This window comes from Erwinia sp. 9145, assembly GCF_000745075.1.
GTDB classification, from domain to species: domain Bacteria; phylum Pseudomonadota; class Gammaproteobacteria; order Enterobacterales; family Enterobacteriaceae; genus Erwinia; species Erwinia oleae.
In genome coordinates this window covers 3,949,993-3,975,774 of record NZ_JQNE01000001.1, presented here as the reverse complement: position 1 = coordinate 3,975,774, position 25,782 = coordinate 3,949,993, and the positions used below count along the sequence as shown (strand labels likewise).

At 54.8% G+C, this 25,782-nt stretch carries 27 protein-coding genes; 19 read left to right on the top strand and 8 right to left on the bottom strand.

Going from position 1 to position 25,782, the window contains the following annotated elements:
- Window positions 1–284 precede the first annotated feature (284 nt).
- From mnmG to FA91_RS18660, 11 genes are all read left to right on the top strand, one after another.
- Window positions 285–2,174, top strand: a complete 1,890-nt coding sequence (gene mnmG / locus FA91_RS18710) for a tRNA uridine-5-carboxymethylaminomethyl(34) synthesis enzyme MnmG (protein ID WP_034918231.1) — start codon at window positions 285–287, stop codon at window positions 2,172–2,174.
- A gap of 56 nt (window positions 2,175–2,230) precedes the next feature.
- The gene (rsmG, locus tag FA91_RS18705) at window positions 2,231–2,869 is read left to right on the top strand and encodes a 16S rRNA (guanine(527)-N(7))-methyltransferase RsmG (RefSeq protein ID WP_034918230.1); all 639 of its coding nucleotides are present in this window, start codon (window positions 2,231–2,233) and stop codon (window positions 2,867–2,869) included.
- Window positions 2,870–3,527: 658 nt separating this feature from the next.
- The gene (atpI, locus tag FA91_RS18700) at window positions 3,528–3,908 is read left to right on the top strand and encodes a F0F1 ATP synthase subunit I (RefSeq protein ID WP_034918228.1); all 381 of its coding nucleotides are present in this window, start codon (window positions 3,528–3,530) and stop codon (window positions 3,906–3,908) included.
- Between the two features lie 8 nt (window positions 3,909–3,916).
- Entirely contained in the window at window positions 3,917–4,735 is an 819-nt protein-coding gene (gene atpB, locus FA91_RS18695; RefSeq protein WP_034918225.1) for a F0F1 ATP synthase subunit A, read from the top strand.
- A gap of 51 nt (window positions 4,736–4,786) precedes the next feature.
- On the top strand, window positions 4,787–5,026 hold the full coding sequence (atpE, locus tag FA91_RS18690; protein WP_003849523.1) for a F0F1 ATP synthase subunit C: 240 nt from the start codon (window positions 4,787–4,789) through the stop codon (window positions 5,024–5,026).
- 96 nt (window positions 5,027–5,122) lie between these two features.
- Window positions 5,123–5,593 carry a F0F1 ATP synthase subunit B gene (gene atpF / locus FA91_RS18685; protein ID WP_034918222.1) on the top strand — a complete coding sequence of 157 codons (471 nt, stop codon included), beginning with the start codon at window positions 5,123–5,125 and terminating at the stop codon, window positions 5,591–5,593.
- 14 nt (window positions 5,594–5,607) lie between these two features.
- Window positions 5,608–6,141 carry a F0F1 ATP synthase subunit delta gene (atpH, locus tag FA91_RS18680; RefSeq protein ID WP_034918219.1) on the top strand — a complete coding sequence of 178 codons (534 nt, stop codon included), beginning with the start codon at window positions 5,608–5,610 and terminating at the stop codon, window positions 6,139–6,141.
- A gap of 14 nt (window positions 6,142–6,155) precedes the next feature.
- Entirely contained in the window at window positions 6,156–7,697 is a 1,542-nt protein-coding gene (gene atpA, locus FA91_RS18675; RefSeq protein ID WP_034918217.1) for a F0F1 ATP synthase subunit alpha, read from the top strand.
- A gap of 52 nt (window positions 7,698–7,749) precedes the next feature.
- Window positions 7,750–8,616: a F0F1 ATP synthase subunit gamma gene (atpG, locus tag FA91_RS18670; protein WP_034918215.1), complete on the top strand. Its 867-nt coding sequence runs from the start codon at window positions 7,750–7,752 to the stop codon at window positions 8,614–8,616.
- A gap of 74 nt (window positions 8,617–8,690) precedes the next feature.
- Window positions 8,691–10,073, top strand: a complete 1,383-nt coding sequence (gene atpD / locus FA91_RS18665) for a F0F1 ATP synthase subunit beta (RefSeq protein ID WP_034918214.1) — start codon at window positions 8,691–8,693, stop codon at window positions 10,071–10,073.
- A gap of 24 nt (window positions 10,074–10,097) precedes the next feature.
- Window positions 10,098–10,517 (top strand): F0F1 ATP synthase subunit epsilon, encoded by a 420-nt coding sequence (locus FA91_RS18660; RefSeq protein ID WP_034918211.1) that lies wholly within the window; start codon window positions 10,098–10,100, stop codon window positions 10,515–10,517.
- A 173-nt stretch (window positions 10,518–10,690) separates the two neighbouring features.
- Here FA91_RS18660 and FA91_RS18655 read toward each other — a convergent pair whose 3' ends face one another.
- On the bottom strand, window positions 10,691–11,230 hold the full coding sequence (locus tag FA91_RS18655) for a nuclear transport factor 2 family protein (RefSeq protein WP_034918208.1): 540 nt from the start codon (window positions 11,228–11,230) through the stop codon (window positions 10,691–10,693).
- A 107-nt stretch (window positions 11,231–11,337) separates the two neighbouring features.
- Between FA91_RS18655 and FA91_RS18650 the strand changes: the two genes are divergently transcribed.
- The 3 genes from FA91_RS18650 (at window position 11,338) to glmS (ending at window position 15,450) form a co-directional block, all read left to right on the top strand.
- Entirely contained in the window at window positions 11,338–11,916 is a 579-nt protein-coding gene (locus FA91_RS18650; RefSeq protein WP_034918206.1) for a TetR/AcrR family transcriptional regulator, read from the top strand.
- 170 nt (window positions 11,917–12,086) lie between these two features.
- Window positions 12,087–13,457 (top strand): bifunctional UDP-N-acetylglucosamine diphosphorylase/glucosamine-1-phosphate N-acetyltransferase GlmU, encoded by a 1,371-nt coding sequence (gene glmU, locus FA91_RS18645; protein WP_034918204.1) that lies wholly within the window; start codon window positions 12,087–12,089, stop codon window positions 13,455–13,457.
- A gap of 163 nt (window positions 13,458–13,620) precedes the next feature.
- On the top strand, window positions 13,621–15,450 hold the full coding sequence (gene glmS, locus FA91_RS18640; RefSeq protein ID WP_034918203.1) for a glutamine--fructose-6-phosphate transaminase (isomerizing): 1,830 nt from the start codon (window positions 13,621–13,623) through the stop codon (window positions 15,448–15,450).
- 34 nt (window positions 15,451–15,484) lie between these two features.
- Here the strand turns inward: glmS and FA91_RS21125 are convergent, their stop codons facing one another.
- On the bottom strand, window positions 15,485–15,694 hold the full coding sequence (locus FA91_RS21125) for a hypothetical protein (RefSeq protein WP_156103105.1): 210 nt from the start codon (window positions 15,692–15,694) through the stop codon (window positions 15,485–15,487).
- A 233-nt stretch (window positions 15,695–15,927) separates the two neighbouring features.
- Here FA91_RS21125 and FA91_RS21470 point away from each other — a divergent pair, with 233 nt between their 5' ends.
- Complete coding sequence (locus FA91_RS21470) at window positions 15,928–16,062, top strand: hypothetical protein (protein WP_255350084.1); 135 nt, start codon at window positions 15,928–15,930, stop codon at window positions 16,060–16,062.
- The gene (locus FA91_RS21405; protein ID WP_231566786.1) at window positions 16,050–16,172 is read left to right on the top strand and encodes a DUF333 domain-containing protein; all 123 of its coding nucleotides are present in this window, start codon (window positions 16,050–16,052) and stop codon (window positions 16,170–16,172) included. The genes FA91_RS21470 and FA91_RS21405 overlap by 13 nt, the downstream gene beginning before the upstream one ends.
- Before the next feature lie 45 nt (window positions 16,173–16,217).
- On the opposite strand, the gene rhaM is transcribed toward FA91_RS21405, so the two are convergent.
- The 5 genes from rhaM to rhaB are packed head-to-tail and all read right to left on the bottom strand — an operon-like array spanning window position 16,218 to window position 21,247.
- Entirely contained in the window at window positions 16,218–16,532 is a 315-nt protein-coding gene (rhaM, locus tag FA91_RS18635) for an L-rhamnose mutarotase (RefSeq protein WP_034918200.1), read from the bottom strand.
- A complete protein-coding gene (gene fucO / locus FA91_RS18630; protein ID WP_034918197.1) occupies window positions 16,529–17,677 on the bottom strand; it encodes a lactaldehyde reductase in 1,149 nt (382 codons plus the stop codon). The genes rhaM and fucO overlap by 4 nt, the downstream gene beginning before the upstream one ends.
- 10 nt (window positions 17,678–17,687) lie before the next feature.
- Complete coding sequence (gene rhaD, locus FA91_RS18625; RefSeq protein ID WP_034918195.1) at window positions 17,688–18,512, bottom strand: rhamnulose-1-phosphate aldolase; 825 nt, start codon at window positions 18,510–18,512, stop codon at window positions 17,688–17,690.
- A gap of 9 nt (window positions 18,513–18,521) precedes the next feature.
- Window positions 18,522–19,778, bottom strand: coding sequence for an L-rhamnose isomerase (locus tag FA91_RS18620; protein ID WP_034918194.1), 1,257 nt, complete (start codon window positions 19,776–19,778; stop codon window positions 18,522–18,524).
- The gene (gene rhaB, locus FA91_RS18615) at window positions 19,775–21,247 is read right to left on the bottom strand and encodes a rhamnulokinase (protein WP_034919574.1); all 1,473 of its coding nucleotides are present in this window, start codon (window positions 21,245–21,247) and stop codon (window positions 19,775–19,777) included. Before rhaB ends, FA91_RS18620 begins: the two co-directional genes overlap by 4 nt.
- 341 nt (window positions 21,248–21,588) lie before the next feature.
- On the opposite strand from rhaB, the gene rhaS reads away from it, so the two are divergent.
- Together rhaS and rhaR are read left to right on the top strand one after the other, a co-directional pair.
- Window positions 21,589–22,425 carry an HTH-type transcriptional activator RhaS gene (rhaS, locus tag FA91_RS18610; protein ID WP_034918191.1) on the top strand — a complete coding sequence of 279 codons (837 nt, stop codon included), beginning with the start codon at window positions 21,589–21,591 and terminating at the stop codon, window positions 22,423–22,425.
- A 72-nt stretch (window positions 22,426–22,497) separates the two neighbouring features.
- Window positions 22,498–23,346: an HTH-type transcriptional activator RhaR gene (gene rhaR / locus FA91_RS18605; protein WP_034918189.1), complete on the top strand. Its 849-nt coding sequence runs from the start codon at window positions 22,498–22,500 to the stop codon at window positions 23,344–23,346.
- A gap of 1 nt (window position 23,347) precedes the next feature.
- Here the strand turns inward: rhaR and rhaT are convergent, their stop codons facing one another.
- The gene (rhaT, locus tag FA91_RS18600) at window positions 23,348–24,382 is read right to left on the bottom strand and encodes an L-rhamnose/proton symporter RhaT (RefSeq protein WP_034918188.1); all 1,035 of its coding nucleotides are present in this window, start codon (window positions 24,380–24,382) and stop codon (window positions 23,348–23,350) included.
- Between the two features lie 300 nt (window positions 24,383–24,682).
- Between rhaT and pstS the strand changes: the two genes are divergently transcribed.
- Window positions 24,683–25,723, top strand: a complete 1,041-nt coding sequence (gene pstS, locus FA91_RS18595; protein WP_034918185.1) for a phosphate ABC transporter substrate-binding protein PstS — start codon at window positions 24,683–24,685, stop codon at window positions 25,721–25,723.
- The last annotated feature ends 59 nt before the right edge of the window (window positions 25,724–25,782 follow it).

The following is a 25,782-nucleotide window of genomic DNA, read 5'->3' as shown; positions in this document are numbered from 1 at the left end:
GCCCTGTGTATAACTCTGCTTTTTGATCCCAGCTTATACGGAACAGGATCACCGATCTTTCACAGCAAACGATCCCGCATAATGCCTTGATCCTTCTTGGCTAATTACGCTTATCCACAGGGATCGTCGATCCTAATAGAAGATCTAACAAAGAGATCTTTAAATAAAAAAGATCTTCTTTTTAATTACGCTTCGGGCCTGCGCTTTCACCATCGTCTAAAGTTGAGTAGAATCCACGCCCCGACCAGCAATCCCTGATTCGCTCAACCGTGAGGTGCAGTACCATGTTCTATCCGGATCCTTTTGACGTCATCGTAATTGGTGGTGGTCATGCGGGCACAGAAGCCGCGATGGCCGCTGCCCGAATGGGTCAGCAAACCCTGTTATTGACCCACAACATTGATACGCTTGGACAAATGTCCTGCAATCCGGCGATCGGTGGCATTGGGAAAGGACACCTGGTTAAAGAAGTGGATGCACTTGGCGGGCTGATGGCCCACGCGATTGACCAGGCCGGTATTCAGTTCAGGATATTAAACGCCAGCAAAGGCCCTGCCGTTCGGGCAACCCGCGCTCAGGCGGATCGCGTGCTTTATCGGCAGGCCGTTCGTACCGCGCTGGAAAATCAACCTAACCTGATGATCTTCCAGCAGGCGGTTGAGGATCTTATCGTTGAGAACGATCGCGTAACCGGCGCGGTCACCCAGATGGGACTGAAGTTCCGGGCGAAAACGGTGGTGCTGACCGTTGGCACCTTCCTCGACGGCAAAATTAATATCGGGATGGATAATTACAGCGGCGGCCGCGCTGGCGATCCGCCTTCCATTCCGCTGGCGCGTCGGCTTCGTGAGCTTCCGCTTCGCGTTAACCGCCTGAAAACCGGCACGCCGCCACGTATCGATGCACGCACTATCGACTTCAGCGTGCTGACGCCGCAGCATGGCGACACGCCGCTGCCGGTTTTCTCATTCATGGGCCATGTGGATCAACATCCACAGCAGGTTCCGTGCTGGATAACCAGCACCAACGATCGCACGCATGATGTGATCCGCAAAAACCTCGATCGCAGTCCAATGTACGCGGGCGTGATCGAAGGGATCGGGCCGCGCTACTGTCCGTCGATCGAAGACAAAGTGATGCGCTTTGCCGATCGCAACAGCCATCAGATCTTCCTGGAGCCGGAAGGCCTGACCAGCAATGAAATCTACCCGAACGGCATCTCCACCAGCCTGCCGTTTGACGTACAGATGCAGATCGTGCGTTCAATGCCGGGGATGGAAAACGCGAAGATCGTGCGTCCCGGTTACGCTATCGAATACGACTTTTTCGACCCGCGCGATCTGAAACCGACGCTGGAGAGCAAATATATTCAGGGCCTGTTCTTTGCCGGACAGATCAACGGCACCACCGGTTATGAAGAAGCAGCGGCCCAGGGACTGCTTGCCGGTCTCAATGCCGGACGTCTTTCTGCTGATAAAGAGAGCTGGGCACCACGTCGCGATCAGGCGTATCTGGGGGTGCTGGTGGACGATCTCTGCACCCTGGGCACCAAAGAACCCTACCGCATGTTCACCTCGCGCGCGGAATACCGCCTGCTGCTGCGTGAAGACAATGCCGATCTGCGCCTCACGGAAGCCGGACGCGAACTGGGACTGGTGGATGATGCACGCTGGGCCCGCTTCTGCGAGAAGCTGGAGCGCATCGAGCAGGAGCGCCAGCGTCTGCGTGATATCTGGGTGCATCCAAAGTCAGAGCACGTGGCAGAGGTCAACGGCGTGCTCAGCGCACCGCTGACCAAAGAGGCCAACGGTGAAGATCTGTTGCGCCGTCCTGAAATGGACTACGCGAAACTGATGACCGTCAGCCAGTACGCACCCGCGCTGGAGGATGCCCAGGCCGCTGAGCAGGTTGAAATTCAGGTGAAGTACGAAGGCTATATCGCGCGTCAGCAGGAGGAGATCGACCGCCATCTGCGCAATGAAAACACGCTGCTGCCAGTTGAACTTGACTATCGCCAGGTGAGCGGGCTTTCCAATGAAGTCATCGCTAAGCTGAACGATCATAAACCGGTTTCGATTGGTCAGGCGTCGCGCATCTCCGGGATTACACCTGCTGCGATATCAATTCTGCTCATCTGGCTGAAAAAACAGGGGCTGCTGCGTAAAAGCGCATGACCGTATTGCCGCGTTAAATCAGGGCGGGTTTCTCGCCCCTTTTTCTGGATCTCTTTGTGATTAACAAACTTTCTTCACTGCTGAAAGCGGCTGATATTTCCCTGACCGATCGGCAAAAACAGCAGCTGGTCGGCTATGTAGACATGCTGCACAAATGGAATAAAGCATATAACCTCACCTCGGTGCGCGATCCGCAGCAGATGCTGGTGCGGCATATTATGGACAGCATCGTCGTCGAACCTTACCTGCGCGGAGAACGCTTTATCGATGTGGGAACCGGACCGGGCCTGCCGGGCATTCCGCTGGCGATTGTGCGACCGGCCTCGCAGTTTACGCTGCTGGACAGCCTGGGTAAGCGCGTCCGCTTTATGAAGCAGGTTCAGCATGAACTCCAACTTGATAATATTCATCCTGTACAGAGCCGCGTAGAGGATTTTCCGGCAGAGCCGCCGTTTGATGGTGTTATCAGCCGCGCATTTGCCTCCCTGACGGATATGCTCAACTGGTGTCATCATTTACCCGGCGAACGGGGTCAGTTTTATGCTCTGAAAGGAGTAGTTCCTGAACAGGAACTGGCTGCGTTACCGGCGGGATTTTTCTGCGATCGGGTCGTGAAACTGTCAGTACCGGAACTGGAAGGCGAGCGCCATCTGATTATTATCAATGACAGGGTGGTTACCGATCGCGCGTCATAGCGAGAATTGTTTGCAAAAACATCAGTTGTGCACTTTTTTTCAAATCTGCTTTCCAGAAAGTACGTTTCACAATCGTTAAAAAAGCACGCTGAAATTATCGGATACGCTTTGTCATATTTAACTAATTATTTACATGGATTTATCAGTATCGTCACGAGTCGGCGATATAATCCGACGCCTGATAGTCACGATTGAAAATATATCTGTTGTATAAATCGTTAAAGGCAACGGCTCATTGACAATGAATAATTGTTGAAGATGTCAATAAGTGGATTTTTTGTGGTTTGTTCTCTGTTTTTAAAGTTACTAAATTCAAATTATTGTTTTTAAATGGTTTTTAATTATTTTTTTCCCATTCAGCATTCGGGTGTGCGATGAATTTTTAACCATTAATTTTTTGAAGTGTGATCCTTAGCACGCTTTATAAGCGCACAAGCCCTGCTTTTAAGATTAATCATATCCGAATCGCGGTTGGTCAAAATTTCAAAAAACAGGGCGATAGAAAGAAATTTAAATAATTGTTCACCTTTTCGCTACTTATGCATTGAAATTGCAGGGGCGCACCGTATAATTTGCTCGTTTTTTGCTGCTTGACTCAAAAGAGTAAAGGCAGTTTTATACGACACGCGACATACCCCTTGTGGGGCGGGAGAGCGTCATGTCAGTGTCATTGTACAGAGTCAAATTTGCCCGAACCGTGCTGCTGATTCAGCTGGTGACGTTTGTCGTAATCGGCGCGCTGTTCGCACTTTATGATCTGACCTGGGGCTTGTCTGCGTTAGCTGGCGGACTGGCAGCCTGGCTGCCGAACATAGTATTTATGAATTTTGCCTGGCGCCATCAGGCAGGAGAACCCGTTAAGGGGCGCATGGCCTGGAGCTTTGCACTGGGAGAAGTGCTTAAAGTGCTGACCACCATCCTTCTGCTTATCGTGGCGCTGGCGGTGTTCGGGGCGGTATTTAAACCGCTCGGACTGGCCTGGTTATCGGTGGTGATTGTGCAAATCGTCGCGCCGACTGTAATTAACAATAAAGGGTAAGAGGCATCATGGCAGCAGGAGAAATCTCTACGCCGCAGGAATACATAGGGCACCATCTGAACAACCTTCAGATTGACCTGCGTACCTTCGAGCTGGTGAATCCGCACGACGCTCCGGCGACGTTCTGGTTACTGAATATCGACTCCATGTTCTTCTCTGTGTTGCTGGGAGTGATATTCTTGGTGCTGTTCCGTAAAGTGGCAAAATCCGCCACCAGCGGCGTACCGGGCAAGCTTCAGGCTGCCATTGAACTCGTCGTCGGCTTTGTTGACGACAACGTGCGCGATATGTACCACGGAAAAAGCAAAGTTATCGCTCCGCTGGCGCTGACCATTTTCGTCTGGGTTTTCCTGATGAACTTTATGGATCTGCTGCCTATCGATCTGCTGCCGTTCATCGGTGAGCATGTTCTGGGCCTGCCAGCACTGCGCGTTGTTCCCTCCGCCGACGTAAACATTACGCTCTCAATGGCGCTGGGCGTATTTATTTTGATTCTGTTCTACAGCATCAAGATGAAAGGCATTGGCGGCTTTACGAAAGAGCTGACTCTGCAACCTTTCAATCACCCCATCTTCATTCCGATCAACCTGATCCTTGAAGGCGTCAGCCTGCTGTCCAAACCGGTTTCTCTTGGTCTGCGACTGTTCGGCAACATGTACGCGGGTGAATTGATTTTTATCCTGATTGCCGGCCTGCTGCCGTGGTGGTCACAGTGGATTCTGAATGTGCCATGGGCCATTTTCCACATCCTGATCATTTCGCTACAGGCATTCATTTTCATGGTCTTAACGATTGTCTATCTGTCGATGGCGTCTGAAGAACATTGATTTTTATCTCAACACAAACTGCGTTTTAACTGAAACAAACTGGAGACTGTCATGGAAAACCTGAATATGGATCTGCTGTACATGGCTGCCGCTGTGATGATGGGCTTAGCGGCAATCGGTGCTGCGATCGGTATCGGCATCCTCGGAGGTAAATTCCTGGAAGGCGCCGCGCGTCAACCGGATCTGATCCCTCTGCTGCGTACGCAGTTCTTTGTTGTCATGGGGCTGGTGGATGCAATCCCAATGATTGCCGTTGGTCTGGGCCTGTACGTGATGTTCGCCGTCGCGTAAACCGAATGTTCATCGTCAGGTTCGCCTGACGATGAACGGCTTCTGTTCGTCATTACGACCGCAGAAAAAAGTTAACTTAACAAGAGGCATTGTGCTGTGAACATTAATGCAACAATCCTCGGCCAGGCCATCGCGTTTATCCTGTTTGTCCTGTTCTGCATGAAGTACGTATGGCCGCCGCTGATGGCTGCCATCGAAAAGCGCCAGAAAGAAGTTGCCGAAGGCCTTGCTTCCGCCGAACGTGCCAAAAAAGATTTGGATCTCGCACAGGCTAATGCGACCGATCAGCTGAAAAAAGCGAAAGAAGAAGCTCAGGTAATCATCGAACAGGCTAACAAACGCCGTTCCCAGATCCTGGACGAAGCGAAAGCTGAAGCTGAGCAGGAACGTAACAAGATCGTCACCCAGGCGCAGGCAGAAATCGACGCCGAACGCAAACGTGCACGTGAAGAGTTGCGTAAGCAGGTGGCAATGCTGGCGGTTGCCGGCGCCGAGAAAATCATTGAACGTTCCGTGGATGAAGCTGCTAACAGCGACATCGTTGATAAACTGGTCGCTGAACTGTAAGGAGGGAGGGGCTGATGTCTGAATTTACTACTGTAGCTCGCCCCTACGCCAAAGCAGCGTTTGACTTTGCTGTTGAGCATCAACGTATCGATCGTTGGCAGCAGATGCTGGCGTTCGCTGCCCAGGTAGCCAGCAATGAACAGGTTGCAGAACTTCTCTCCGGCGCGCTTGCGCCGGAAGCGTTGTCTGAGCGGTTTATTGCTATCTGCGGCTCAGAACTGGACGAAGCCGGTCAGAACCTGATTAAGGTCATGGCTGAAAACAAACGTTTACCAGCACTTCCAGGTGTATTTGAACAGTTTATTCAACTGCGTGCCGCTTATGATGCGACCACCGACGTTGAGGTAATCTCTTCTTCTGCACTGAGTGACGAACAGCTGACGAAAATCAGCGCCGCTATGGAAAAACGTCTGTCACGCAAAGTTAAGCTGAATTGCAAAATTGATAAGTCTGTAATGGCAGGCGTAATCATCCGAGCGGGTGATATGGTCATTGACGGCAGCGTACGCGGCCGTCTTGAGCGTCTTGCAGACGTCTTGCAGTCTTAAGGGGACTGGAGCATATGCAACTGAATTCCACCGAAATCAGCGAACTGATCAAGCAGCGCATTGCTCAGTTCAATGTCGTGAGCGAAGCTCACAATGAAGGTACTATCGTTTCCGTCAGTGACGGCATCATCCGCGTAAACGGCCTGGCCGATGTTATGCAGGGTGAGATGATCTCACTGCCGGGCAACCGTTTTGCTATCGCATTGAACCTGGAACGCGACTCCGTAGGCGCCGTGGTGATGGGCCCATACGCTGACCTTGCCGAAGGCATGAAGGTTAAGTGTACCGGTCGTATCCTCGAAGTGCCGGTTGGCCGTGGCCTGCTGGGCCGCGTGGTCAACACGCTGGGCGCACCTATCGACGGTAAAGGCGCTATCGAAAACGATGGCTTCTCGCCAATCGAAGTCATCGCGCCTGGCGTTATCGACAGGCAGTCCGTTGACCAGCCTGTACAGACGGGCTACAAGTCCGTCGATGCGATGATCCCAATCGGCCGTGGTCAGCGTGAGCTGATCATCGGTGACCGTCAGACCGGTAAGAGCGCCATGGCTATCGATGCCATCATCAACCAGCGCGATTCCGGCATCAAGTGCGTGTACGTGGCCATCGGCCAGAAAGCGTCAACCATCGCTAACGTGGTACGCAAACTGGAAGAGCACAACGCGCTGGCTAACACCATCGTGGTGGTGGCGACCGCTTCCGAATCTGCGGCGCTGCAATACCTGGCGCCATATGCCGGTTGCGCCATGGGCGAATACTTCCGCGATCGCGGCGAAGATGCACTGATCGTTTACGATGACCTGTCTAAACAGGCCGTTGCTTACCGTCAGGTTTCTCTGCTGCTGCGTCGTCCACCAGGACGTGAAGCGTTCCCTGGCGACGTGTTCTATCTCCACTCTCGCCTGCTGGAACGCGCATCTCGCGTGAGCGCAGACTACGTTGAGCGCTTCACCAACGGCGCCGTAACCGGTAAAACGGGGTCGCTGACCGCGCTGCCGATTATCGAAACGCAGGCTGGCGACGTTTCCGCGTTCGTTCCAACCAACGTGATTTCGATCACTGACGGTCAGATCTTCCTGGAAACCAACCTGTTCAACTCCGGTATTCGTCCGGCAGTTAACCCTGGTATTTCGGTTTCCCGCGTAGGCGGTGCAGCTCAGACTAAGATCATCAAGAAACTGTCCGGCGGCATTCGTACCGCGCTGGCGCAGTATCGTGAACTGGCGGCGTTCTCGCAGTTTGCATCCGATCTGGACGAAGCCACCCGTAAACAGCTGAGCCACGGTCAGAAAGTGACCGAACTTCTGAAACAGAAACAGTATGCGCCGATGTCCGTTGCGCAGCAGGGTCTGGTGCTGTTTGCAGCCGAGCGTGGTTATCTGACCGACGTTGAGCTGGCAAAAATCGGCAGCTTTGAAGCAGCGCTGTTGGCCTACGCCGACCGCGATCACGCTGAGCTGATGGCTGATATCAACCAGTCTGGTAACTACAACAACGATATCGAAGAGAAGCTGAAAGCTCTCCTCGACGCGTTTAAGAAAACCCAGTCCTGGTAATGTCTGGCGGCCTGTCTGAAAAGGCAGGCCGCAAGGCTTTGAGGAGAAGCTGATGGCCGGCGCAAAAGAGATACGTAACAAGATCGGCAGCGTTAAAAATACGCAGAAGATCACCAAAGCGATGGAAATGGTCGCCGCCTCCAAAATGCGTAAAACGCAGGAACGCATGGCGGCCAGCCGTCCGTATGCCGATACCATGCGCAAAGTGATTGGTCACATTGCGTTGGGTAATCTGGAATACAAGCACCCTTACCTTGAGGAGCGCGACGTCAAGCGCGTCGGCTACCTGGTCGTTTCGACTGACCGCGGGCTTTGTGGTGGTTTGAACATTAACCTGTTCAAAAAACTGCTGGCGGATATGAAAGCCTGGTCCGATAAAGGCGTTGAAAGCGATTTGGCGATCATCGGCTCGAAAGGTCTGGCCTTCTTCGGTTCCGTGGGCGGCAACATCGTGGCTCAGTCTACCGGCATGGGAGATAAACCTTCCCTGTCTGATTTGATTGGTCCGGTGAAAGTGATGTTGCAGGCTTACGACGAAGGTCGCCTCGACAAGCTGTATATCGTCAGCAACAAATTTAATAACACCATGTCTCAGACTCCAACTATCACCCAGCTGCTGCCGTTACCGCCAGCAGAAGGCGAAGAAGAGCTGGAGAGAAAAACCTGGGATTATCTGTATGAACCCGATCCGAAAGCGTTGCTGGATACCTTACTGCGCCGCTACGTCGAGTCTCAGGTTTATCAGGGTGTTGTGGAAAACCTGGCCAGCGAGCAGGCCGCGCGTATGGTGGCGATGAAAGCCGCAACCGACAACGGCGGCAACCTGATCAAAGAGCTTCAGTTGGTATACAACAAAGCTCGTCAGGCCAGCATCACCCAGGAACTTACCGAGATCGTCTCGGGGGCCTCCGCGGTTTAAACCAGGTATATCCGGCAGCGGTGAGCAGCATCGGCGCGGCGCTGGATATAAACGAATTAGGTAGAGGATTCAAGATGGCAACTGGAAAGATTGTCCAGATTATCGGCGCCGTAGTAGACGTCGAATTCCCTCAGGATGCGGTACCGCAGGTATACAGCGCGCTTGAGGTGAAAAATGGTGATGAACGTCTGGTGCTGGAAGTTCAGCAGCAGCTGGGTGGCGGCGTGGTTCGTACCATCGCCATGGGTTCTTCCGACGGCCTGAAACGCGGTCTGGATACGGTTGACCTTGAGCACCCGATTGAAGTTCCTGTTGGAACGGCAACCCTTGGCCGCATCATGAACGTGCTGGGCGAGCCGATCGACATGAAAGGCGACATCGGCGAAGAAGAGCGCTGGGCGATCCACCGCGAAGCACCTTCATACGAAGATCAGTCTAACTCCCAGGAACTGCTGGAAACCGGCATCAAAGTTATCGACCTGATCTGTCCGTTCGCTAAGGGCGGTAAAGTGGGTCTGTTCGGTGGTGCGGGCGTGGGTAAAACCGTAAACATGATGGAGCTTATCCGTAACATCGCGGCCGAGCACTCAGGTTTCTCCGTTTTCGCCGGCGTGGGTGAGCGTACTCGTGAGGGTAACGACTTCTACCACGAAATGACCGACTCGAACGTTATCGATAAAGTTTCCCTGGTGTATGGCCAGATGAACGAGCCGCCAGGAAACCGCCTGCGCGTGGCGCTGACCGGTCTGACCATGGCGGAAAAATTCCGTGATGAAGGCCGTGACGTTCTGCTGTTCATCGACAACATCTATCGTTATACCCTGGCCGGTACGGAAGTCTCCGCGCTGCTCGGTCGTATGCCTTCAGCGGTAGGCTACCAGCCAACGCTGGCAGAGGAGATGGGTGTGTTGCAGGAGCGTATTACCTCCACCAAAACCGGTTCGATCACTTCCGTACAGGCCGTTTACGTTCCTGCGGATGACCTTACCGATCCGTCTCCGGCGACCACCTTCGCCCACCTTGACTCCACCGTTACCCTGAGCCGTCAGATTGCCTCACTGGGTATCTACCCGGCCGTTGATCCGCTGGACTCAACCAGCCGTCAGCTGGATCCGCTGGTTGTGGGCCAGGAGCACTACGATACCGCACGTGGCGTGCAGTCTATTCTGCAACGTTACCAGGAGCTGAAGGACATCATCGCCATTCTGGGTATGGATGAGCTTTCTGAAGAAGACAAACTGCTGGTGGCCCGCGCACGTAAAATTCAGCGCTTCCTGTCACAGCCTTTCTTCGTGGCAGAAGTCTTCACCGGTTCTCCGGGCAAGTACGTGACGCTGAAAGACACCATCCGCGGCTTCAAAGGCATCATGGAAGGTGAATTCGACCATCTGCCAGAGCAGGCTTTCTACATGGTGGGTTCTATCGACGAAGCCGTGGAAAGAGCGAAGAAGCTGTAATTACGGTTTCACGGGAGGTTAATTATGGCCACGACATATCACCTGGACGTTGTCAGCGCAGAACAGCAGATGTTCACCGGCGCGGTGCAGAAAATTCAGGTGTCAGGTAGCGAAGGTGAACTGGGTATTTTCCCCGGCCATGCCCCGCTGCTGACCGCCATTAAACCGGGTATGGTTCGCATCGTTAAAGAGAAAGGCGAGGAAGAGTACATTTATCTCTCCGGCGGCCTGCTCGAAGTACAGCCGGGTTCGGTTACCGTGTTGGCTGATACGGCGATCCGCGGTGCTGACCTTGACGAAGCGCGCGCGCTGGAAGCGAAACGCAAAGCCGAAGAGCATATGAACAGCTCGCATGGCGATGTGGACTTCGTCACCGCGTCGGCTGAACTGGCTAAAGCGATTGCCAAACTGCGCGTAATCGAGTTAACCAAAAAAGCGATGTAACCCAGGTTTAAGCATGCAGAATGCCGTTCAGGAAACTGAGCGGCATTTTTTTATGTTCAGCAAACGGGATCGCCGTCATTATCGCCGCCGATTTTTTAATCTAAACCCGGCGTTTAGGGTCAGCGCATCACCCCGAGGGAAGGGCTGCTCATATCAGCGCCAGACACGGAAGATCAGCTCAAATCCGGCGTCCCCAGAGAGTCCTTGATGTCATTGTGAAATTGCCAGTTTCCTTCCGTCCAGCTTACTCCCTGGACAGATTCAGTGATTTTCCATCCCTCTTCACTTCGGACAAATTTGAGATCATAAGTGCCAACAAGCGTCTGATACGGGCTGCCGTTTGCGCCACGATAAAAATGGCTGGCATGCATGAGCACGTGGCAGGAAGCTGTGTCACCATTAATCACAATATTTTGAGGGATCATGATGTGCTCGTCGCCATCAAGCTGGCCATGAAACTTTTCAGCAAGCTGGCACCATTTGTCGGCTGAAACGCGCATCCGGCCCATGCCAATCGTTGGAGTGTGATCGATATCGATGCGATCGCCATAGCAGGTTCGCAACAACCTGAAATCATGCGTGTCGGTGGCGTGCCCATATCGCTGTACCAAATCAGCAATCGCTATATAGTCAAGAAGGTAATTAAGCTTCTGATCCGGTTCGGCATTACGTAGCCGGGCAAGCTGTATAGCCGTATTGATAAACGTGGACATGAAATCTCCTTTCGGAATAGAGTGAATAAAGAGACGAGACCTTATGTGGAGGGATCCTCCGCTTATAAATATACGGAGGACACCTCCGTTTATCAAGGGTGTAAATTGTGTCAGAGAAAATTACCCACGCCAGGGCGCGACGGCCACGTGCGGATGGGGAACGTAACAGGTTCAAACTCATTGCCGCCGCCAAAGTGTGTTTTGAAACGCAGGGTGCCGCCGCTCGCCTGGAGCAGATAGCCCGCGATGCAGGGGTGGGGATTGGCACCTTGTATCGCCACTTCCCCACCCGCGATGATTTAATTCAGGCGGTTTATTTACAGGAAACCATCAGACTTAATGACGCTGCCGCCGAACTTGTCAGGATCAGGCCGCCCATTGATGCTTTGCGAGCATGGTTGTATTTATTTATCGACTTTCTTGAAACGAAACAGAATATCGGTGATGTTTTAGATACGCTGATCGGCGGGCCAGAAGAGCTGTACGGCGCTACGCCTGCAAGCCTGTCGCCATCTGTCACCATGCTTGTTGAGGCAGTGAACAGGGAGAGAGAGAGCAAAATCGTAATAGCGCCGCTTGATCTGTTGAGAGCCATTGCCGGGGTGGCCACCATCAGACCTGATTTGATGTGGAAAGAGCACTGCGTCGCGTTGGTCGGGTTGCTGCTCAAAGATTCTTCCGTCTGATGATGGGGAGAGTATAAAGCGGTGTCGCGGCCGGGAAGGTCGCGCAGTCGACACGTTCATCACACAGGCGTTATCCTGCCTGTTTAGCTATTTTTGGGCCGAAAAAAATGTAGTAATTTCCTCCCTGAAACGCTTTACTCCTTTTTACTTACCGAACTATCAGGATTTGTATGTCTGACACCGCTATAAGCGTGGTGATCCTTGCTGCTGGCAAGGGAACCCGTATGTATTCCGACCTGCCTAAAGTTCTGCATCTGCTTGCTGGTAAGCCAATGGTGCAGCATGTCATTGATGCTGCCAACCGTGTGGGGGCCGATCAGGTTCACCTGGTGTATGGCCATGGCGGCGAGCTTTTGCAGTCAACCTTAACCGATCCCGCTTTAAACTGGGTGTTGCAGGCTGAGCAACTGGGAACCGGACATGCCATGCAGCAGGCTGCGCCGCACTTTGCGGATGACGAAGACATTCTGATGCTGTACGGCGACGTGCCGCTGATTTCTGTAGAAACGCTGCAACGACTGCGTGCCGCTAAACCTGAAGGCGGTATCGCGCTGCTGACGGTCATTCTGGAGAATCCTACGGGTTATGGGCGCATCCTTCGCGAAAACGGCTCAGTCGTGGGTATCGTGGAACAGAAAGACGCCTCGGCAGAGCAACTGGCAATCCATGAAATTAATACGGGCATTCTGCTGGCAAATGGCGCCGATCTTAAACGCTGGCTGAGCAAGCTCACCAACAACAATGCCCAGGGTGAGTATTACATCACTGATATCATCGCCCTCGCCCATCAGGAAGGCCGTGTTATTGAAGCGGTCCACCCTTCCCGCACCACCGAAACCGACGGCGTGAACAATCGTCTGCAACTGGCAACGCTGGAACGCGTTTATCAGGCCGGGCAGGCCGAAAAACTGCTGCTGGCGGGCGTGATGCTGCGCGATCCGTCGCGCTTCGATCTCCGGGGCGAACTGACGCACGGCCGTGACGTGGTCATTGATACCAATGTGATCATCGAAGGCAAGGTCACGCTGGGCGACCGCGTGAAAATCGGCAGCGGCTGCGTTATCAAAAACTGTGTCATCGGCGACGATTGCGACATCAGCCCCTACAGCGTGCTGGAAGATGCTGAGCTGGCGCCTGCCTGCACCGTCGGGCCATTTGCGCGGCTGCGTCCGGGCAGCGAACTGGCGGAAGGCGCGCACGTCGGCAACTTCGTTGAAATGAAAAAAGCCACGCTGGGTAAAGGCTCCAAAGCGGGCCATCTGAGCTACCTTGGCGATGCCGAGATTGGCGCTAACGTCAATATCGGCGCGGGCACCATCACCTGCAACTACGATGGCGTCAACAAATCCAAAACCGTGATTGGCGATGACGTTTTCGTCGGTTCCGATACGCAACTGGTGGCGCCGGTCACCGTTCCCGCCGGCGCCACTATTGCGGCAGGCACCACGGTGATGAAAGACGTTGCCGCACGCGGCCTGGTTTACAACCGCAAAGATCAGCAGCTGAAAGCTGACTGGCAGCGCCCGGTTAAAAAGAAGTAACCTTAAAATGTTAACGGGCGGAGTGCATCCCGCCCGCGTTCGTGCAGTGAATAATAATAATCCCCGCTCTCTACAAGGCTTGGGGAACCGGAAAATACCGGACTGATCGGGTCAAAGACAATACTCATGGCCACAGCGCCATAAATGTCAGGAAAACATTACTATGTGTGGAATTGTAGGTGCAGTAGCGCAGCGCGATATCGCCGAGATCCTGCTGGAAGGGCTTCGTCGTCTTGAATATCGCGGTTATGACTCCGCCGGACTGGCGGTGGTGACCGCCGATGGTCAGCTCTCCCGCCTTCGCCGTTTAGGTAAAGTGCAGAAACTGGCGGAAGCAGCGGAAACCACGCCGCTGCCGGGCGGCACGGGCATCGCGCACACGCGCTGGGCAACGCACGGCGAACCCTCTGAAGCCAATGCGCATCCTCATATCTCTGAACATATCGTTATCGTGCATAACGGCATCATTGAAAACCATGAACCGCTGCGCGATCAGATGATCGCCCGCGGCTACACCTTTGCCTCTGAAACCGATACCGAAGTGGTTGCTCACCTGGTTCACTGGGAGCAAAAACAGGGCGGTACGCTGCGCGAAGTGGTGCAGCGGGTGATCCCTCAGTTACGCGGTGCTTACGGCATGGTGATCATGGACAGCCGCGATCCTGCCGTGCTGGTGGCCGCCCGCTCCGGCAGCCCGCTGGTGATTGGTCGTGGCGTGGGCGAAAACTTTATTGCTTCCGATCAACTGGCGCTGCTGCCGGTTACCCGCCGCTTTATCTACCTCGAAGAGGGCGATATTGCGGAAGTGACCCGTCGCGATGTGGTTATTTTCAGCCGCAGCGGCGAGCAGGTACAGCGCAATGAAATCGAATCCAACGCGCAGTATGATGCGGGCGACAAAGGCGTTTATCGTCACTACATGCAGAAAGAGATTTACGAGCAGCCGGTGGCGATCAAAAACACCCTGAGCGGACGTTTCAGCCACGGCGAGGTCGATCTCTCCGAGCTTGGCCCGAACGCTGACGCGCTGCTCAGCCAGGTTGAACATATTCAGATTGTCGCCTGTGGCACGTCATATAACTCCGGCATGGTTTCGCGCTACTGGTTCGAGTCACTGGCGAACGTGCCCTGCGACGTGGAGATCGCCTCCGAGTTCCGCTATCGCAAATCCGCCGTGCGTAAAAACAGCCTGATGATCACCCTTTCCCAGTCGGGCGAAACGGCGGATACCCTTGCCGCGCTGCGTTTGTCGAAAGATCTCGGCTATCTGGGTTCGCTGGCCATCTGTAACGTTGGCGGCTCCTCGCTGGTGCGTGAATCCGACCTGGCGCTGATGACCAAAGCGGGCACCGAAATCGGCGTGGCATCCACGAAAGCGTTCACCACCCAGCTTACCGTGCTGCTGATGCTGGTGGCGAAAATTGGCCGTCTGAAGGGCGCTGACGCGCAGCTTGAGCACGATATCGTACACGGGCTTCAGGCGCTGCCGAGCCGCATTGAACAGATGCTGTCGCAGGACAAACTGATCGAGGCGCTGGCTGAAGAGTTCTCGGATAAGCATCATGCGCTGTTCCTCGGTCGTGGCGATCAGTATCCGATTGCAATGGAGGGCGCGCTGAAGCTGAAAGAGATCTCTTACATTCACGCCGAAGCGTATGCGGCGGGCGAGCTGAAGCACGGCCCGCTGGCGCTGATTGATGCGGACATGCCGGTCATCGTGGTGGCGCCGAATAACGATCTGCTGGAGAAGCTGAAATCCAACATTGAAGAGGTGCGCGCGCGCGGCGGTCTGCTGTATGTGTTTGCCGATCAGGATGCCGGGTTCAGCAGTTCAGAAGGGATGCGCATTATTCCACTGCCGCACGTGGAAGAGATTATTGCGCCGATCTTCTACACCGTGCCGCTACAGCTGCTGTCGTATCACGTTGCGCTGATCAAAGGCACCGATGTTGACCAGCCGCGTAATCTGGCAAAATCAGTTACTGTAGAATAAAAAAATGCCCCCGAATTCCGGGGGCATTTAATATTTATGGGAAAATACCAATATCACCAAAATCTGCGCAACGGCCATCAGGCCAGCAAATGCAGTGCTTGGCATTGGGGCTACAGCCAGCAGAAGCAGAAGTTGAACCAGAAGCAGTTGCTACTGATGAAAATCCTGCAATTAAAGTTAGGGCAATTAATAAATTTTTCATAATTTTCGGTCTGTTAACGTGATGCTGCACGCATTCAAACATACTCCTTGCTGTGTTGTTGAATAACGCGAATATAAAATTCATTCGTGACGGTTGGAATAATAAAATTATATAGTTTTGTCATGTATGTTTTTTAATTTAAAGCGAGGGTGAGATTTTGTAGACTTAAATTAAAACGCAGCTTTTTTATTGATACAGAACAAATGAAACTCTTTTTTATCGTCGACGCTATGGCAGGCAAACTGTGCTTTGCTGTTTCATCCAGAAGTAGAGAAATGCAGCAACAAGTAAATCGAATGATGAATGCCGCTCAAAAAATAGTTTTGGCTATGGCTTTGTTTACCGGCACCGTTTCGGAAGCATTGGCGATAGTAAATCCGGCCTCTTTTTTTAAAAAATGGGCGGTGTAACAGAGATCGTAAAGCAGGCCAACGTCAGCAAAATTGGCCTTGGTAAGCTCAGCGACGGCAATATTATTGAAGAAGGGTTGCTGTTTCGAAAGTTTAACGGCGGTCAGTAATAAGCCCCGCTTCAGCAGGGCTTGCCTGATTTAAAGCAGCATAGATCAGGCGAGATAAAAAACTTCTTTCAGGGTGCTACTCACCGGGCTGTTGTCCGCATTCGTCGGCATCACTTCCCGCATATACTTCCACCAGCGCTGGCAGACCTCCGTTTGCGCCACCGCCGCCCAGCGATCTTCAGACTCAAGCTCTACCGTGGCAAAAAGCAGGCTGCGCTCAGCATCAAGGTAGATAGCGTAGTGATGAGCACCGTGCTGTTTAAGAATCGTTTCCAGCTCCGGCCAAATCGGCGTATGACGCCGTTGATACGCTTCATGGGCATCAGGATTCACCTGCATGACAAAGGCCTTGCGGATCATAACGCCTCCAGATAGAGCGCGCGCACCTGCTCGCGGGAAGCGGTTCGCGGATTGCACGGCGCGCACGGATCGGCGAGGGCGTTATCCAGCCAGCCTTCAATATCTGAGGAGGTTATGCCAAGGTCGCTGAAGCCGGACGGGATGCCGACACGGGCAGAAAGTCCGTAAATGGCATTAATGGCTTCAATACTCGCCTGCTCCTCGCTGAGCGCCTGCGTGTCCACGCCCATTGCGGTCGCGATACGCGCAAAGCGCGCGACGGCGTTGGGTCGGTTAAAGGCCTCGACAATCGGCAGCAGAATGGCATTGCAGACGCCGTGCGGCAGATTGTGCGTCGCGCCCGGCTGGTGGGCCAGCGCATGCACCAGGCCAAGTCCGGCGCTGTTAAAAGCCATGCCTGCCAGATATTGCCCACAGGCCATCATCTCGCGCGCTTGCGCATTGTGGCCCTCCTCCACCGCTTTTGGCAGCCACTGGCCTATCAGGCGGATTGCTTCCAGCGCGTTGGCGTCCGTTAGCGGATGCGCCCCCACCGAGACGTAAGCCTCAATAGCGTGTGTCAGCGCGTCCATACCGGTTGCCGCCGTCACCGCAGGCGGAATATCCAGCATCACGCTGGCGTCGTCCACGGCAATGTCAGGAATGATGTTCGCATCAATAATGACCTCTTTCACCTGGCGCGCGGCATCAATAATCACCGCATTACTGGTCATCTCTGCGGCGGTTCCGGCGGTGGTATTGATGGCCACCAGCGGCACGCCGGAATGCGTGACGTGACCGACACCGGCGTAATCGATGGACGCGCCCGGATTGGCCGTGAGTATTTTTATCGCTTTTGCCGTATCAATCGGGCTGCCGCCGCCAAAGGCGATGAGGTAGTCACAGGCTGAATGGTTAAACGCCGCCAGCCCTTTTTGCACCAGCGCTTCGGTCGGATTAGGGAACACTTCATCGAAAAGTTGATAAGCAAGCTGGTGCGCATGCAGCGCCGAAAACAGGCTGTCCAGCAGCCCCATCTTCACCAGTTGTCCGTCGGTGACGATCAGCGCTTTGCCCCAGTTTTTGCCGGCGATCAGCTTAACCATATCGCCGATTGCGCCCGTGCCATGCAGGCTGATTTTAGGTAGTGCCAGCATAAAACTCATGATCTGCTCCTTAATCCTTCAATGCTGACGCCAGCGGCGTCACGCCAAAACGCTCGCCAAGCGCAATCAGTTCCGCCGTGGTGATGGTCTGCTTCATGCCGCCCATCGCGTAAACCTTCACCAGGATTTCTGACGCTTTTTCTGCGGTATCAATCAGGCCGAAGGCCTCGTCAAGGGTTGGGCCGGTACCAAAAATGCCGTGGTGCGGCCACAGCACCAGGCTGTGCGCGCGCATCTGCTCCGCCGTGGCGGAACCGATGCCGTCCGTGCCCGGCACCATCCACGGCACGATGCCGATACCGTCCGGGAATACCACCAGACATTCGGTGCTGCCCTCCCACAGTTTTCGGGTAAAGGTGGGAACATCAAGCGGCAGCACGTAACTCAGGGCGATCAAATTCGTCGCGTGGCAGTGCATGATCACCCGGTCAAGGCCGCCGGATACCGCTTTACGTACCGCATGAGACTGAAGGTGCGACGCCAGCTCGGAGGTCGGCAGTCCGCCATTAACCAATCCCCAGTGGATATGGTAAGCCATGCCGTCTTCGGTAATTTGCAGCAGCGCCAGGCTGTCCGCCGGATCGAACTGAACGTTGCGGAAAAATTTTCCGGAGCCGGTGACCAGGAACCAGCAGCCTGCCAGATCGCGGGCAGGCTGACTCAGTTCAACCACGCGCGGCGCTTTCACCAACTCGTCGCGCCAGGGCTCAATGTCCTCTGCATCAATGCGCAAACTGATATTGCCGCCGTTGCGCTCGTCCCAGCCTTTCAGCCACATATCGCTGGTGGCTTTCACCATCCCCTGAATAAACCATGAAGAAAGAATGCGTTGCATGGAGGCTCCTTAACGCTGCGTTAATATATGTTGTTCATAGTGACGAACGGCGGCAAGCCACGTGGCATCTGCCGGCGTATCGTGTTGCAGGCAGTACATCTCCCACACCGCCTGCCACGGCAGGCATTTCTGTTCTTCGAGCAGCGCCAGGCGGGCGGTGTAATCGCCTGCCTGTTCAAGCTGTCTTAACTGTTCCGTGGGTTCCAGCAGGGCGCGCAGCAGGGCTTTTTTCATATTGCGGGTGCCGATAACCCAGGCGGCGATGCGGTTAATTGAGGCATCGAAGAAATCAAGGCCGATATGGACGCGGTCAAACAGGTTATGACGAACGATTTCGCTGGCGATTGCCTGGGTTTCGTCATCCAAAAGCACCACGTGATCGCTGTCCCAGCGCACCGGGCGACTGACGTGCAGCAACAGACGCGGCACGTAAAGCATGGCGCTGGAGATTTTATCGGAGATGACCTCCGTGGGATGAAAGTGGCCTGCGTCCAGACAGAGCGCGGTCTGGCGGCTGGCGGCATAGCCGAGGCAAAACTCGTTGGAGCCGACGGTATAGCTTTCCGCGCCGATGCCAAACAGCTTGCTTTCCACGGCATCAATGTGGTGCGCCGGGTTAAGCTTCTCAGCGAGCGCCTCGTCCAGCGCCGCCAGCAGCCGCTGGCGCGGGGCAAGACGATCCACGGTGATATCTTTCATCCCGTCCGGCACCCAGATATTCATCACCGACGGCGTGCCGAGCTGCTCGCCGAACCAGGCCGAGACTTTGCGGCTTGCCTTCACGTGGTTGATCCAGAACTGGCGAATGTCGTCACGGGCATGGGAGAGCGTAAAGCCGTCCGCGCTCAGCGGATGCGAGAAGCAGGAAGGGTTAAAATCCAGCCCCATTTTGCGGGTTTTCGCCCATTCGACCCAGTTTTTAAAGTGTTCCGGCTTGATTTCATCGCGTGCGACCGGCGTGTCGGATTCCAGGTAAATCGCGTGCAGATTCAGGCGCTTCGGGCCAGGGATCAGGCTCAGCGCCTGGTCGAGATCGGCACGAAGCTCGATGGCGTTACGCGCTTTGCCCGGATAGTTGCCGGTGGCCTGAATACCGCCGCTCAACTCGCCTTCCGGGTTTTCAAACCCGGCAACATCGTCGCCCTGCCAGCAGTGCATGGAAACGGGCAGGCGATCCAGCTGCCGCAGCGCCTCATCGGTATCAATCCCTACCGCGGCAAAACGCTGTTTTGCCAGGTCCCAGGCTTTTTCGATGTGAGTGGTCATGCGCAAAGCTCCTTACGTGTTTGACGGTTTTGCCGAAACTGCACGACGAAGCGGGCAATTTCGCTCTCTGAATCAGGAGAAAACAGGGTGAGATCGCTGTTGTGGCGTACCACCTCGCGGAAGGCATCGACATCGTGGATATCGTCCAGCGCCATAAGCTGGCAGCCGATATTACCCAGCGTGGAGGCTTCTACCGGCCCGGCAATCACCTCGATACCGCAGGCATCCGCGCAAAGCTGGTTAAGTAAATGGTTCTGGCAGCCGCCGCCAACGATATGCAGGCTGCTGAATGGACGCCCTCGCAGGGCGGCCAGTTCGGCTGAGACGTCGGCGTAAAGTAGCGCCAGGCTGTCAAATATGCAGCGCGCCAGTTCAGCGTCGCACTCAGGCACCGGCTGGTGGTTTTCACGACAGGCGGCCTGAATTTCACCGCACATGCTTGCCGGGTTGATAAAGCGATCGTCATTGGGATTGATAACAAAGCGGCAGGCGGGGATCTGCTGCGCGCGGGCAATCAGATCGGGCAGGTCGGTTATCGCTCTCTCTCGCATGACGCACTGAAGGAGCCACAAACCCATAATATTTTTCAGCACGCGATAGCGTCCTTCCGCCCCGCCTTCGTTGGTGACATTGGCGGCCAGCGCCGCTTCACTGGTGCAGGGCGTTTTGCTCTCAAACCCCATCAGCGACCAGGTGCCGGAAGAGATCCAGGCGGCATCGCTGCCCGCCAGCGGCGCCGCGAACACCGCGCTGGCGGTGTCGTGCGTTGCCACGCTGACCACCGGCACGCTTGTTCCCGCGCGGCACCGCCATTCGCCAATCACATTGCCCGGATGCGTTGGCGTGCCGAACCAGTGCGCAGGCACGCCCGTCCACGCCAGCAGCCGTCGATCCCAGGTGTCCGTGTTGATGTTCACCATCTGCGTGGTGGTGGCGTTGGTGTATTCCCAGTTCAGCGCGCCGGTCAGGCGGAAACAAAAATAGTCCGGGATCAGCAACGCGTGAGCGACGGCGTCCAGACACGCCGGCTGCTGCTCTGCCAGCGCGCGAAGCTGATAAAGGGTATTAAAGGGTAAAAACTGAATACCGCTGCGGTGATAGATCTCCTCACGGCCGATTTCGCTGCATGCCTGCGCCATCACGCCGTCGGTGCGGTTATCACGATAGGAAAAAGGCAGACCGACGCGGTTTCCGGCGTTATCGATCAGCACATAATCCACGCCCCAGGCGTCGATACCGATGCTGTCGATGTGCGGGGTTTCATCGCAGGCTTTTTGCAGGCCGAAACGGATGTCAGCTTCAAGCGCGTCCACGTCCCAGGTGTCATGGCCTTCAACGCGTTTCAGGCAGTTGGCGAAACGGTGGATCTCCCGCAAAGAGAGCCGCTGAGTGAGAGTATCAAAACGCGCCAGCATCACGCGGCCGCTGGAGGCGCCCAGGTCAACGGCAACACTATGGCGAAGAGTCATGATGGAGTCCTTATTGGGATCATTTTCCATCAGTATAAAAACCGGCGTCTGGGGGGGCCTTCATGCTACTGACAGCCGTCAGAACAGGCTGGCAAGGAAGCAAAGATAGATGCGAGAGAGCTCACAGTTTCAGGCAAGCCAGACGACGCGCGCGCCTGGCCTGCCTGAAAACGGATGCATGTTGGATAAAAATCCGCCTGTGACCCCACTCGCATTTCTGGATAAATGACAGCATTTCTTTGAAAAAAAACAGGTTTTACGCTTTTTTTTGTCAGGATTTTAAGGTGGAGTTGAGAAGCATTCTCTACCATCATCCCATCTTTTGGTGATGGGAGGTTACGATGACGGTACTGCATGGCGTTGATTTTTTCCCTTCCGCGCAGGCTTCAGTGGCGATTGAACCTCGTCTTCCGCAGTCGGCGTTTCCTGAACATCATCATGATTTTTTCGAAATCGTTATCGTCGAACGCGGTACCGGTACGCATGTTTTTAACGGCCAGCCCTACACGCTGAGCGGCGGATCGGTCTGCTTCGTGCGCGATCACGATCGCCATCTCTATGAACATACTGAAAATCTGTTTCTGACCAACGTGCTCTATCGCGCGCCGGATGCCTTCTGTTTCCTGTCCGGGGTTGAAAAGCTGCTGCCCGCTGAGAAGGACAGCGTTTATCCTTCGCACTGGCGTGTGAATCAGCGCGTGCTGCATCAGGTGAAAGAGATTATCGAACGCTTTGTTGGCATGGATAACGAAAGCGATCCTCACACCGTCGCTAACCGTGAAATTCTGTTTATGCAGTTGCTGGTGCTGCTGCGTCAGGCCGGTCTGGCGGAGAAGACCGACGAGCCTGAGGGACGTCTGAACCACCTGATCGCCTGGCTGGAGGAGCATTTCGCCGAGGAGGTGTGTTGGGAATATCTTGCCGACAACTTCACGCTCTCCCTGCGTACGCTCCATCGCCAGCTTAAACAACAAACGGGACTGACGCCGCAGCGCTACCTCAATCGTCTGCGCCTGATCAGAGCGCGCCATCTGCTGCGTCACGGCGAGGAGAGCGTTACGGATATCGCGTTTCAATGCGGTTTTGGCGACAGCAATCACTTCTCAACGCTGTTCAAGCGTGAGTTTGGCTGCTCTCCGCGCGCCGTTCGTCAGGGGCTGGAACGGCACGGGCCGTAACGCGAATCGAGTCACCGTTTTTTTTGCGCAGATGGGTAATAATCGCGGGCTGTCGAGCTGCGGAGATACGCTGTGTCAACTCAGTTAATCCTCAAAAAAACCGATTTCTTTGCGTCTGCCGCGCAGTCGGTGGTGGTGGCCGATCGCTATCCGCAAAATGTTTTTGCCGAACACAGCCATGAATTTTGCGAGCTGGTGCTGGTATGGCGCGGCAACGGGCTGCATATTCTTAACGATCGCCCGTGGCTTATCACCTGCGGCGACCTGTTTTATATCCGCGCCGACGATCGCCACCGCTATGAATCGGTAAACGGCCTGGTGCTGCACAACATCATTTACTGTCCGGAGCGATTGCAACTCAATGTCGACTGGCAGGATCTGTTAAGCAGCGGAACCGCGCAGAGCGGCGATCCGCGCTGGCGACTGAGCAGTCAGGGAATGGCGCAGGCACGGCAAATCATCAGCCAGCTGGCGCAGGAAAGCTCAAAGACGGATCCCCTGTCATGCTGCCTGGCGGAAAGCCTGTTTTTGCAACTGGTGATTAACCTGCGTCGGCATCGCTATCAGGCGGTGAATGCGACGGGTTTGCGGGAGGAAGAGAAGCTGGATTTGCTGATGGCCGCGCTGGGAAACAGTCTCGATGTGCCGTTCGATCTTGCGCTTTTTTGCCATCATCATAAGGTGGCGGAACGGAGTTTGCGTCAGCTTTTCCGACAGCAAACCGGCATGACCATCAGTCAGTATCTGCGCCAGATGCGCATTTGCCAGGCGCAGTACTTACTCCGCCACAGTAACCTGTTAATCAGCGACATCGCTGCACAATGTGGCTTTGAAGACAGTAACTATTTTTCTGTCGCGTTCACCCGAGAGACGGGCGTGACGCCACGGCTGTGGCGTCAACAGTTTGCGTTAACGTCCTGATTCAATTAGCCATTCCCAGACCGACAATATTCGCCGCCAGAATGATAACCATACAGCCAATTCCCAGCACCCTCACCGGACGGCGGCCGGCCGCTTTCCACTCTTTCATTACCAGCCCAACCAGCCCGCCGCACAGCACGTAAAAACTCATATGCAGCATCCAGCTCATATAGTCGTACTGCGCCGGGATCCGCGCGTGGCCCCACGCATAGAAGAAAAATTGCAGATACCACATCAGACCGCCCAGCGCGGAAAGCAGCACGTTGGCGATAATCAGCGGCGTAGCCAGCGAGAAATCGGCTTTGACCGACAGCGTCTTCACCGTTGCCAGGCGAATAATGCAGAAGCCCAGGTTAATTAATGCGCCGCCGCCCATAATCACCACATAGCTCGGCAGAGCAACGTAGAGCGGATCGACGCCGAGGCTGGCTGCCGCTTCGTGCATCGGTTTCGCCGCGTCCATGGCGAAAGACATGCCTGCCGAGAAAATGCCGCACATTATCGCCAGCAGCAGGCCTTTTTTCAGGTTGAACTCTTCCGCTTTAATGCCCATCTGGCGCTCTTTAAGCTGCCCGGCGCGGGTGACGATCGCCACGCCAACCACCGCCACCAGCACGCCAAGCAGCGTCATCCGGCCACCCTGCGTACCCAGCAATACGTCGAATTTCCCGTTCATCAGCGGCGTCATCAGCGTACCGACAATCAGCGTAATGCCGATGGCAATGCCGATGCCCATCGACATGCCGAGGTAGCGCATGGTCAGGCCGTAATTGATATTGCCAATCCCCCACATGGCGCCAAACAGAAACACCGGTAGCAGCGTGGCGGCGCTGAAAGATCCGTAGTAGGCCCAAAAATCCGGCAGCAGCAGCGCGCTGACAACCCACGGCAGGATAAGCCATGAAACGATACCGCCGACCGACCACATGGTTTCCCAGGACCAGTGACGAACTTTTTTAAACGGGGCGTAAAAGCAGGCCGCGCTGGCGGCACCGATCAGGTGCCACATAATTCCCATGGTGATTGCGTTGCTCATTCTTTTTCCTCACTCTTTTTGAGGTGGCCGGATCGGATAAACAGATCCTGATGCTGGTGAGTCTAAAGAGCAGAGAACAGGCTAACCTTCAGGGGAGTGCCGCTTAACGGGTAAAGCTGGCAGAATTCAGCGGATGCTGCTGACAGCGATCACAATTTGCCGATCGCCCGGCGGGCTGTAATAAAACTGTCATATTGCGTACATTTTACTGTCACGAAACTGTCCTATTTTGCCTCCAGCAGCAATCAATATTCTTATTAAAACGGCATACGACCCGACTTTTAATCCCCCGGAGGGAATATGACTCTGATGCAAAAAACCCTGGTGCAGTGCGTGACAGCGGCTCTTTCCTTAAGCGTGGTATCTGCCTTTGCCGCCACTAATCTCACCGGTGCGGGCGGGACTTTCCCGGCGCCGGTTTATAATAAGTGGGCGGCAGATTACAACGCAGCGACGGGTGCTCAGGTTAACTATCAGGGGATCGGCTCATCCGGCGGCGTGAAGCAGATTATCGCCAAAACCGTGGATTTTGGTGCCTCCGATGCGCCAATGAAAGATGAAGATTTAGAGAAAAACGGTCTGTTCCAGTTCCCGACCGTTATCGGCGGCGTGGTGCTGGCGGTGAATATCCCTGGCGTGAAATCCGGCCAGCTGACGCTGGATGGCAAAACCGTTGGTGATATCTATCTCGGCACGGTCAAAAAATGGAACGATCCGGCCATCACAAAGCTGAATCCCGGCGTGAAACTGCCTGACAGCAACATCAACGTGGTGCGTCGCGCGGACGGTTCCGGCACCTCCTTCGTGTTCACCAGCTACCTGGCAAAAGTGAACAGCGACTGGAGCAGCAAAGTGGGTAAAGGCAACACCGTAAACTGGCCAACCGGCCTGGGCGGCAAGGGCAACGATGGCGTCGCCGCGTTCGTTCAGCGTCTGCCAGGCTCCATCGGCTATGTGGAATATGCCTACGCGAAGCAGAACAGTCTGGCCTATACCAAACTGTTGGATGCCGATGGCAAAGCGGTCGAACCGGGCGAGCAGAGCTTTAGCGATGCGGCGAAAGGCGCTGACTGGAGCAAATCTTTTGCCCAGGATCTGACCTTCCAGAAAGGCGATAACGCATGGCCGATCACCTCAACCACCTTCATCCTGGTGCATAAAGATCAGGCGAACGCTGAAAAAGGCAAAGCGGTGCTTGAATTCTTCGACTGGGCGTATAAAAACGGCGGCAAAACCACCAGCAGCCTGGACTACGCTTCACTGCCGGACACCGTGGTTGAGCAGGTTCGCGCAGCCTGGAAAACCAATGTGAAAGACAGCAGCGGCAAAGCGCTGTACTAAGCTGCGGCGGAGCTATTCGCCCATACCGCGAGGCGGCGTTCAGTCCGCCTCAACACTTC

Coding starts and splice junctions, on each gene's coding strand:
- mnmG (WP_034918231.1), top strand. CDS start 285: ATGTTCTATCCGGATCCTTTTGACGTCATCGTAATTGGTGGTGGTCAT.
- atpI (WP_034918228.1), top strand. CDS start 3,528: ATGTCAGTGTCATTGTACAGAGTCAAATTTGCCCGAACCGTGCTGCTG.
- atpB (WP_034918225.1), top strand. CDS start 3,917: ATGGCAGCAGGAGAAATCTCTACGCCGCAGGAATACATAGGGCACCAT.
- atpE (WP_003849523.1), top strand. CDS start 4,787: ATGGAAAACCTGAATATGGATCTGCTGTACATGGCTGCCGCTGTGATG.
- atpH (WP_034918219.1), top strand. CDS start 5,608: ATGTCTGAATTTACTACTGTAGCTCGCCCCTACGCCAAAGCAGCGTTT.
- atpA (WP_034918217.1), top strand. CDS start 6,156: ATGCAACTGAATTCCACCGAAATCAGCGAACTGATCAAGCAGCGCATT.
- atpG (WP_034918215.1), top strand. CDS start 7,750: ATGGCCGGCGCAAAAGAGATACGTAACAAGATCGGCAGCGTTAAAAAT.
- atpD (WP_034918214.1), top strand. CDS start 8,691: ATGGCAACTGGAAAGATTGTCCAGATTATCGGCGCCGTAGTAGACGTC.
- FA91_RS18660 (WP_034918211.1), top strand. CDS start 10,098: ATGGCCACGACATATCACCTGGACGTTGTCAGCGCAGAACAGCAGATG.
- FA91_RS18655 (WP_034918208.1), bottom strand. CDS start 11,230: ATGTCCACGTTTATCAATACGGCTATACAGCTTGCCCGGCTACGTAAT.
- glmU (WP_034918204.1), top strand. CDS start 12,087: ATGTCTGACACCGCTATAAGCGTGGTGATCCTTGCTGCTGGCAAGGGA.
- glmS (WP_034918203.1), top strand. CDS start 13,621: ATGTGTGGAATTGTAGGTGCAGTAGCGCAGCGCGATATCGCCGAGATC.
- FA91_RS21125 (WP_156103105.1), bottom strand. CDS start 15,694: ATGTTTGAATGCGTGCAGCATCACGTTAACAGACCGAAAATTATGAAA.
- FA91_RS21470 (WP_255350084.1), top strand. CDS start 15,928: ATGCAGCAACAAGTAAATCGAATGATGAATGCCGCTCAAAAAATAGTT.
- FA91_RS21405 (WP_231566786.1), top strand. CDS start 16,050: ATGGGCGGTGTAACAGAGATCGTAAAGCAGGCCAACGTCAGCAAAATT.
- rhaM (WP_034918200.1), bottom strand. CDS start 16,532: ATGATCCGCAAGGCCTTTGTCATGCAGGTGAATCCTGATGCCCATGAA.
- fucO (WP_034918197.1), bottom strand. CDS start 17,677: ATGAGTTTTATGCTGGCACTACCTAAAATCAGCCTGCATGGCACGGGC.
- rhaD (WP_034918195.1), bottom strand. CDS start 18,512: ATGCAACGCATTCTTTCTTCATGGTTTATTCAGGGGATGGTGAAAGCC.
- FA91_RS18620 (WP_034918194.1), bottom strand. CDS start 19,778: ATGACCACTCACATCGAAAAAGCCTGGGACCTGGCAAAACAGCGTTTT.
- rhaB (WP_034919574.1), bottom strand. CDS start 21,247: ATGACTCTTCGCCATAGTGTTGCCGTTGACCTGGGCGCCTCCAGCGGC.
- rhaS (WP_034918191.1), top strand. CDS start 21,589: ATGACGGTACTGCATGGCGTTGATTTTTTCCCTTCCGCGCAGGCTTCA.
- rhaT (WP_034918188.1), bottom strand. CDS start 24,382: ATGAGCAACGCAATCACCATGGGAATTATGTGGCACCTGATCGGTGCC.
- pstS (WP_034918185.1), top strand. CDS start 24,683: ATGACTCTGATGCAAAAAACCCTGGTGCAGTGCGTGACAGCGGCTCTT.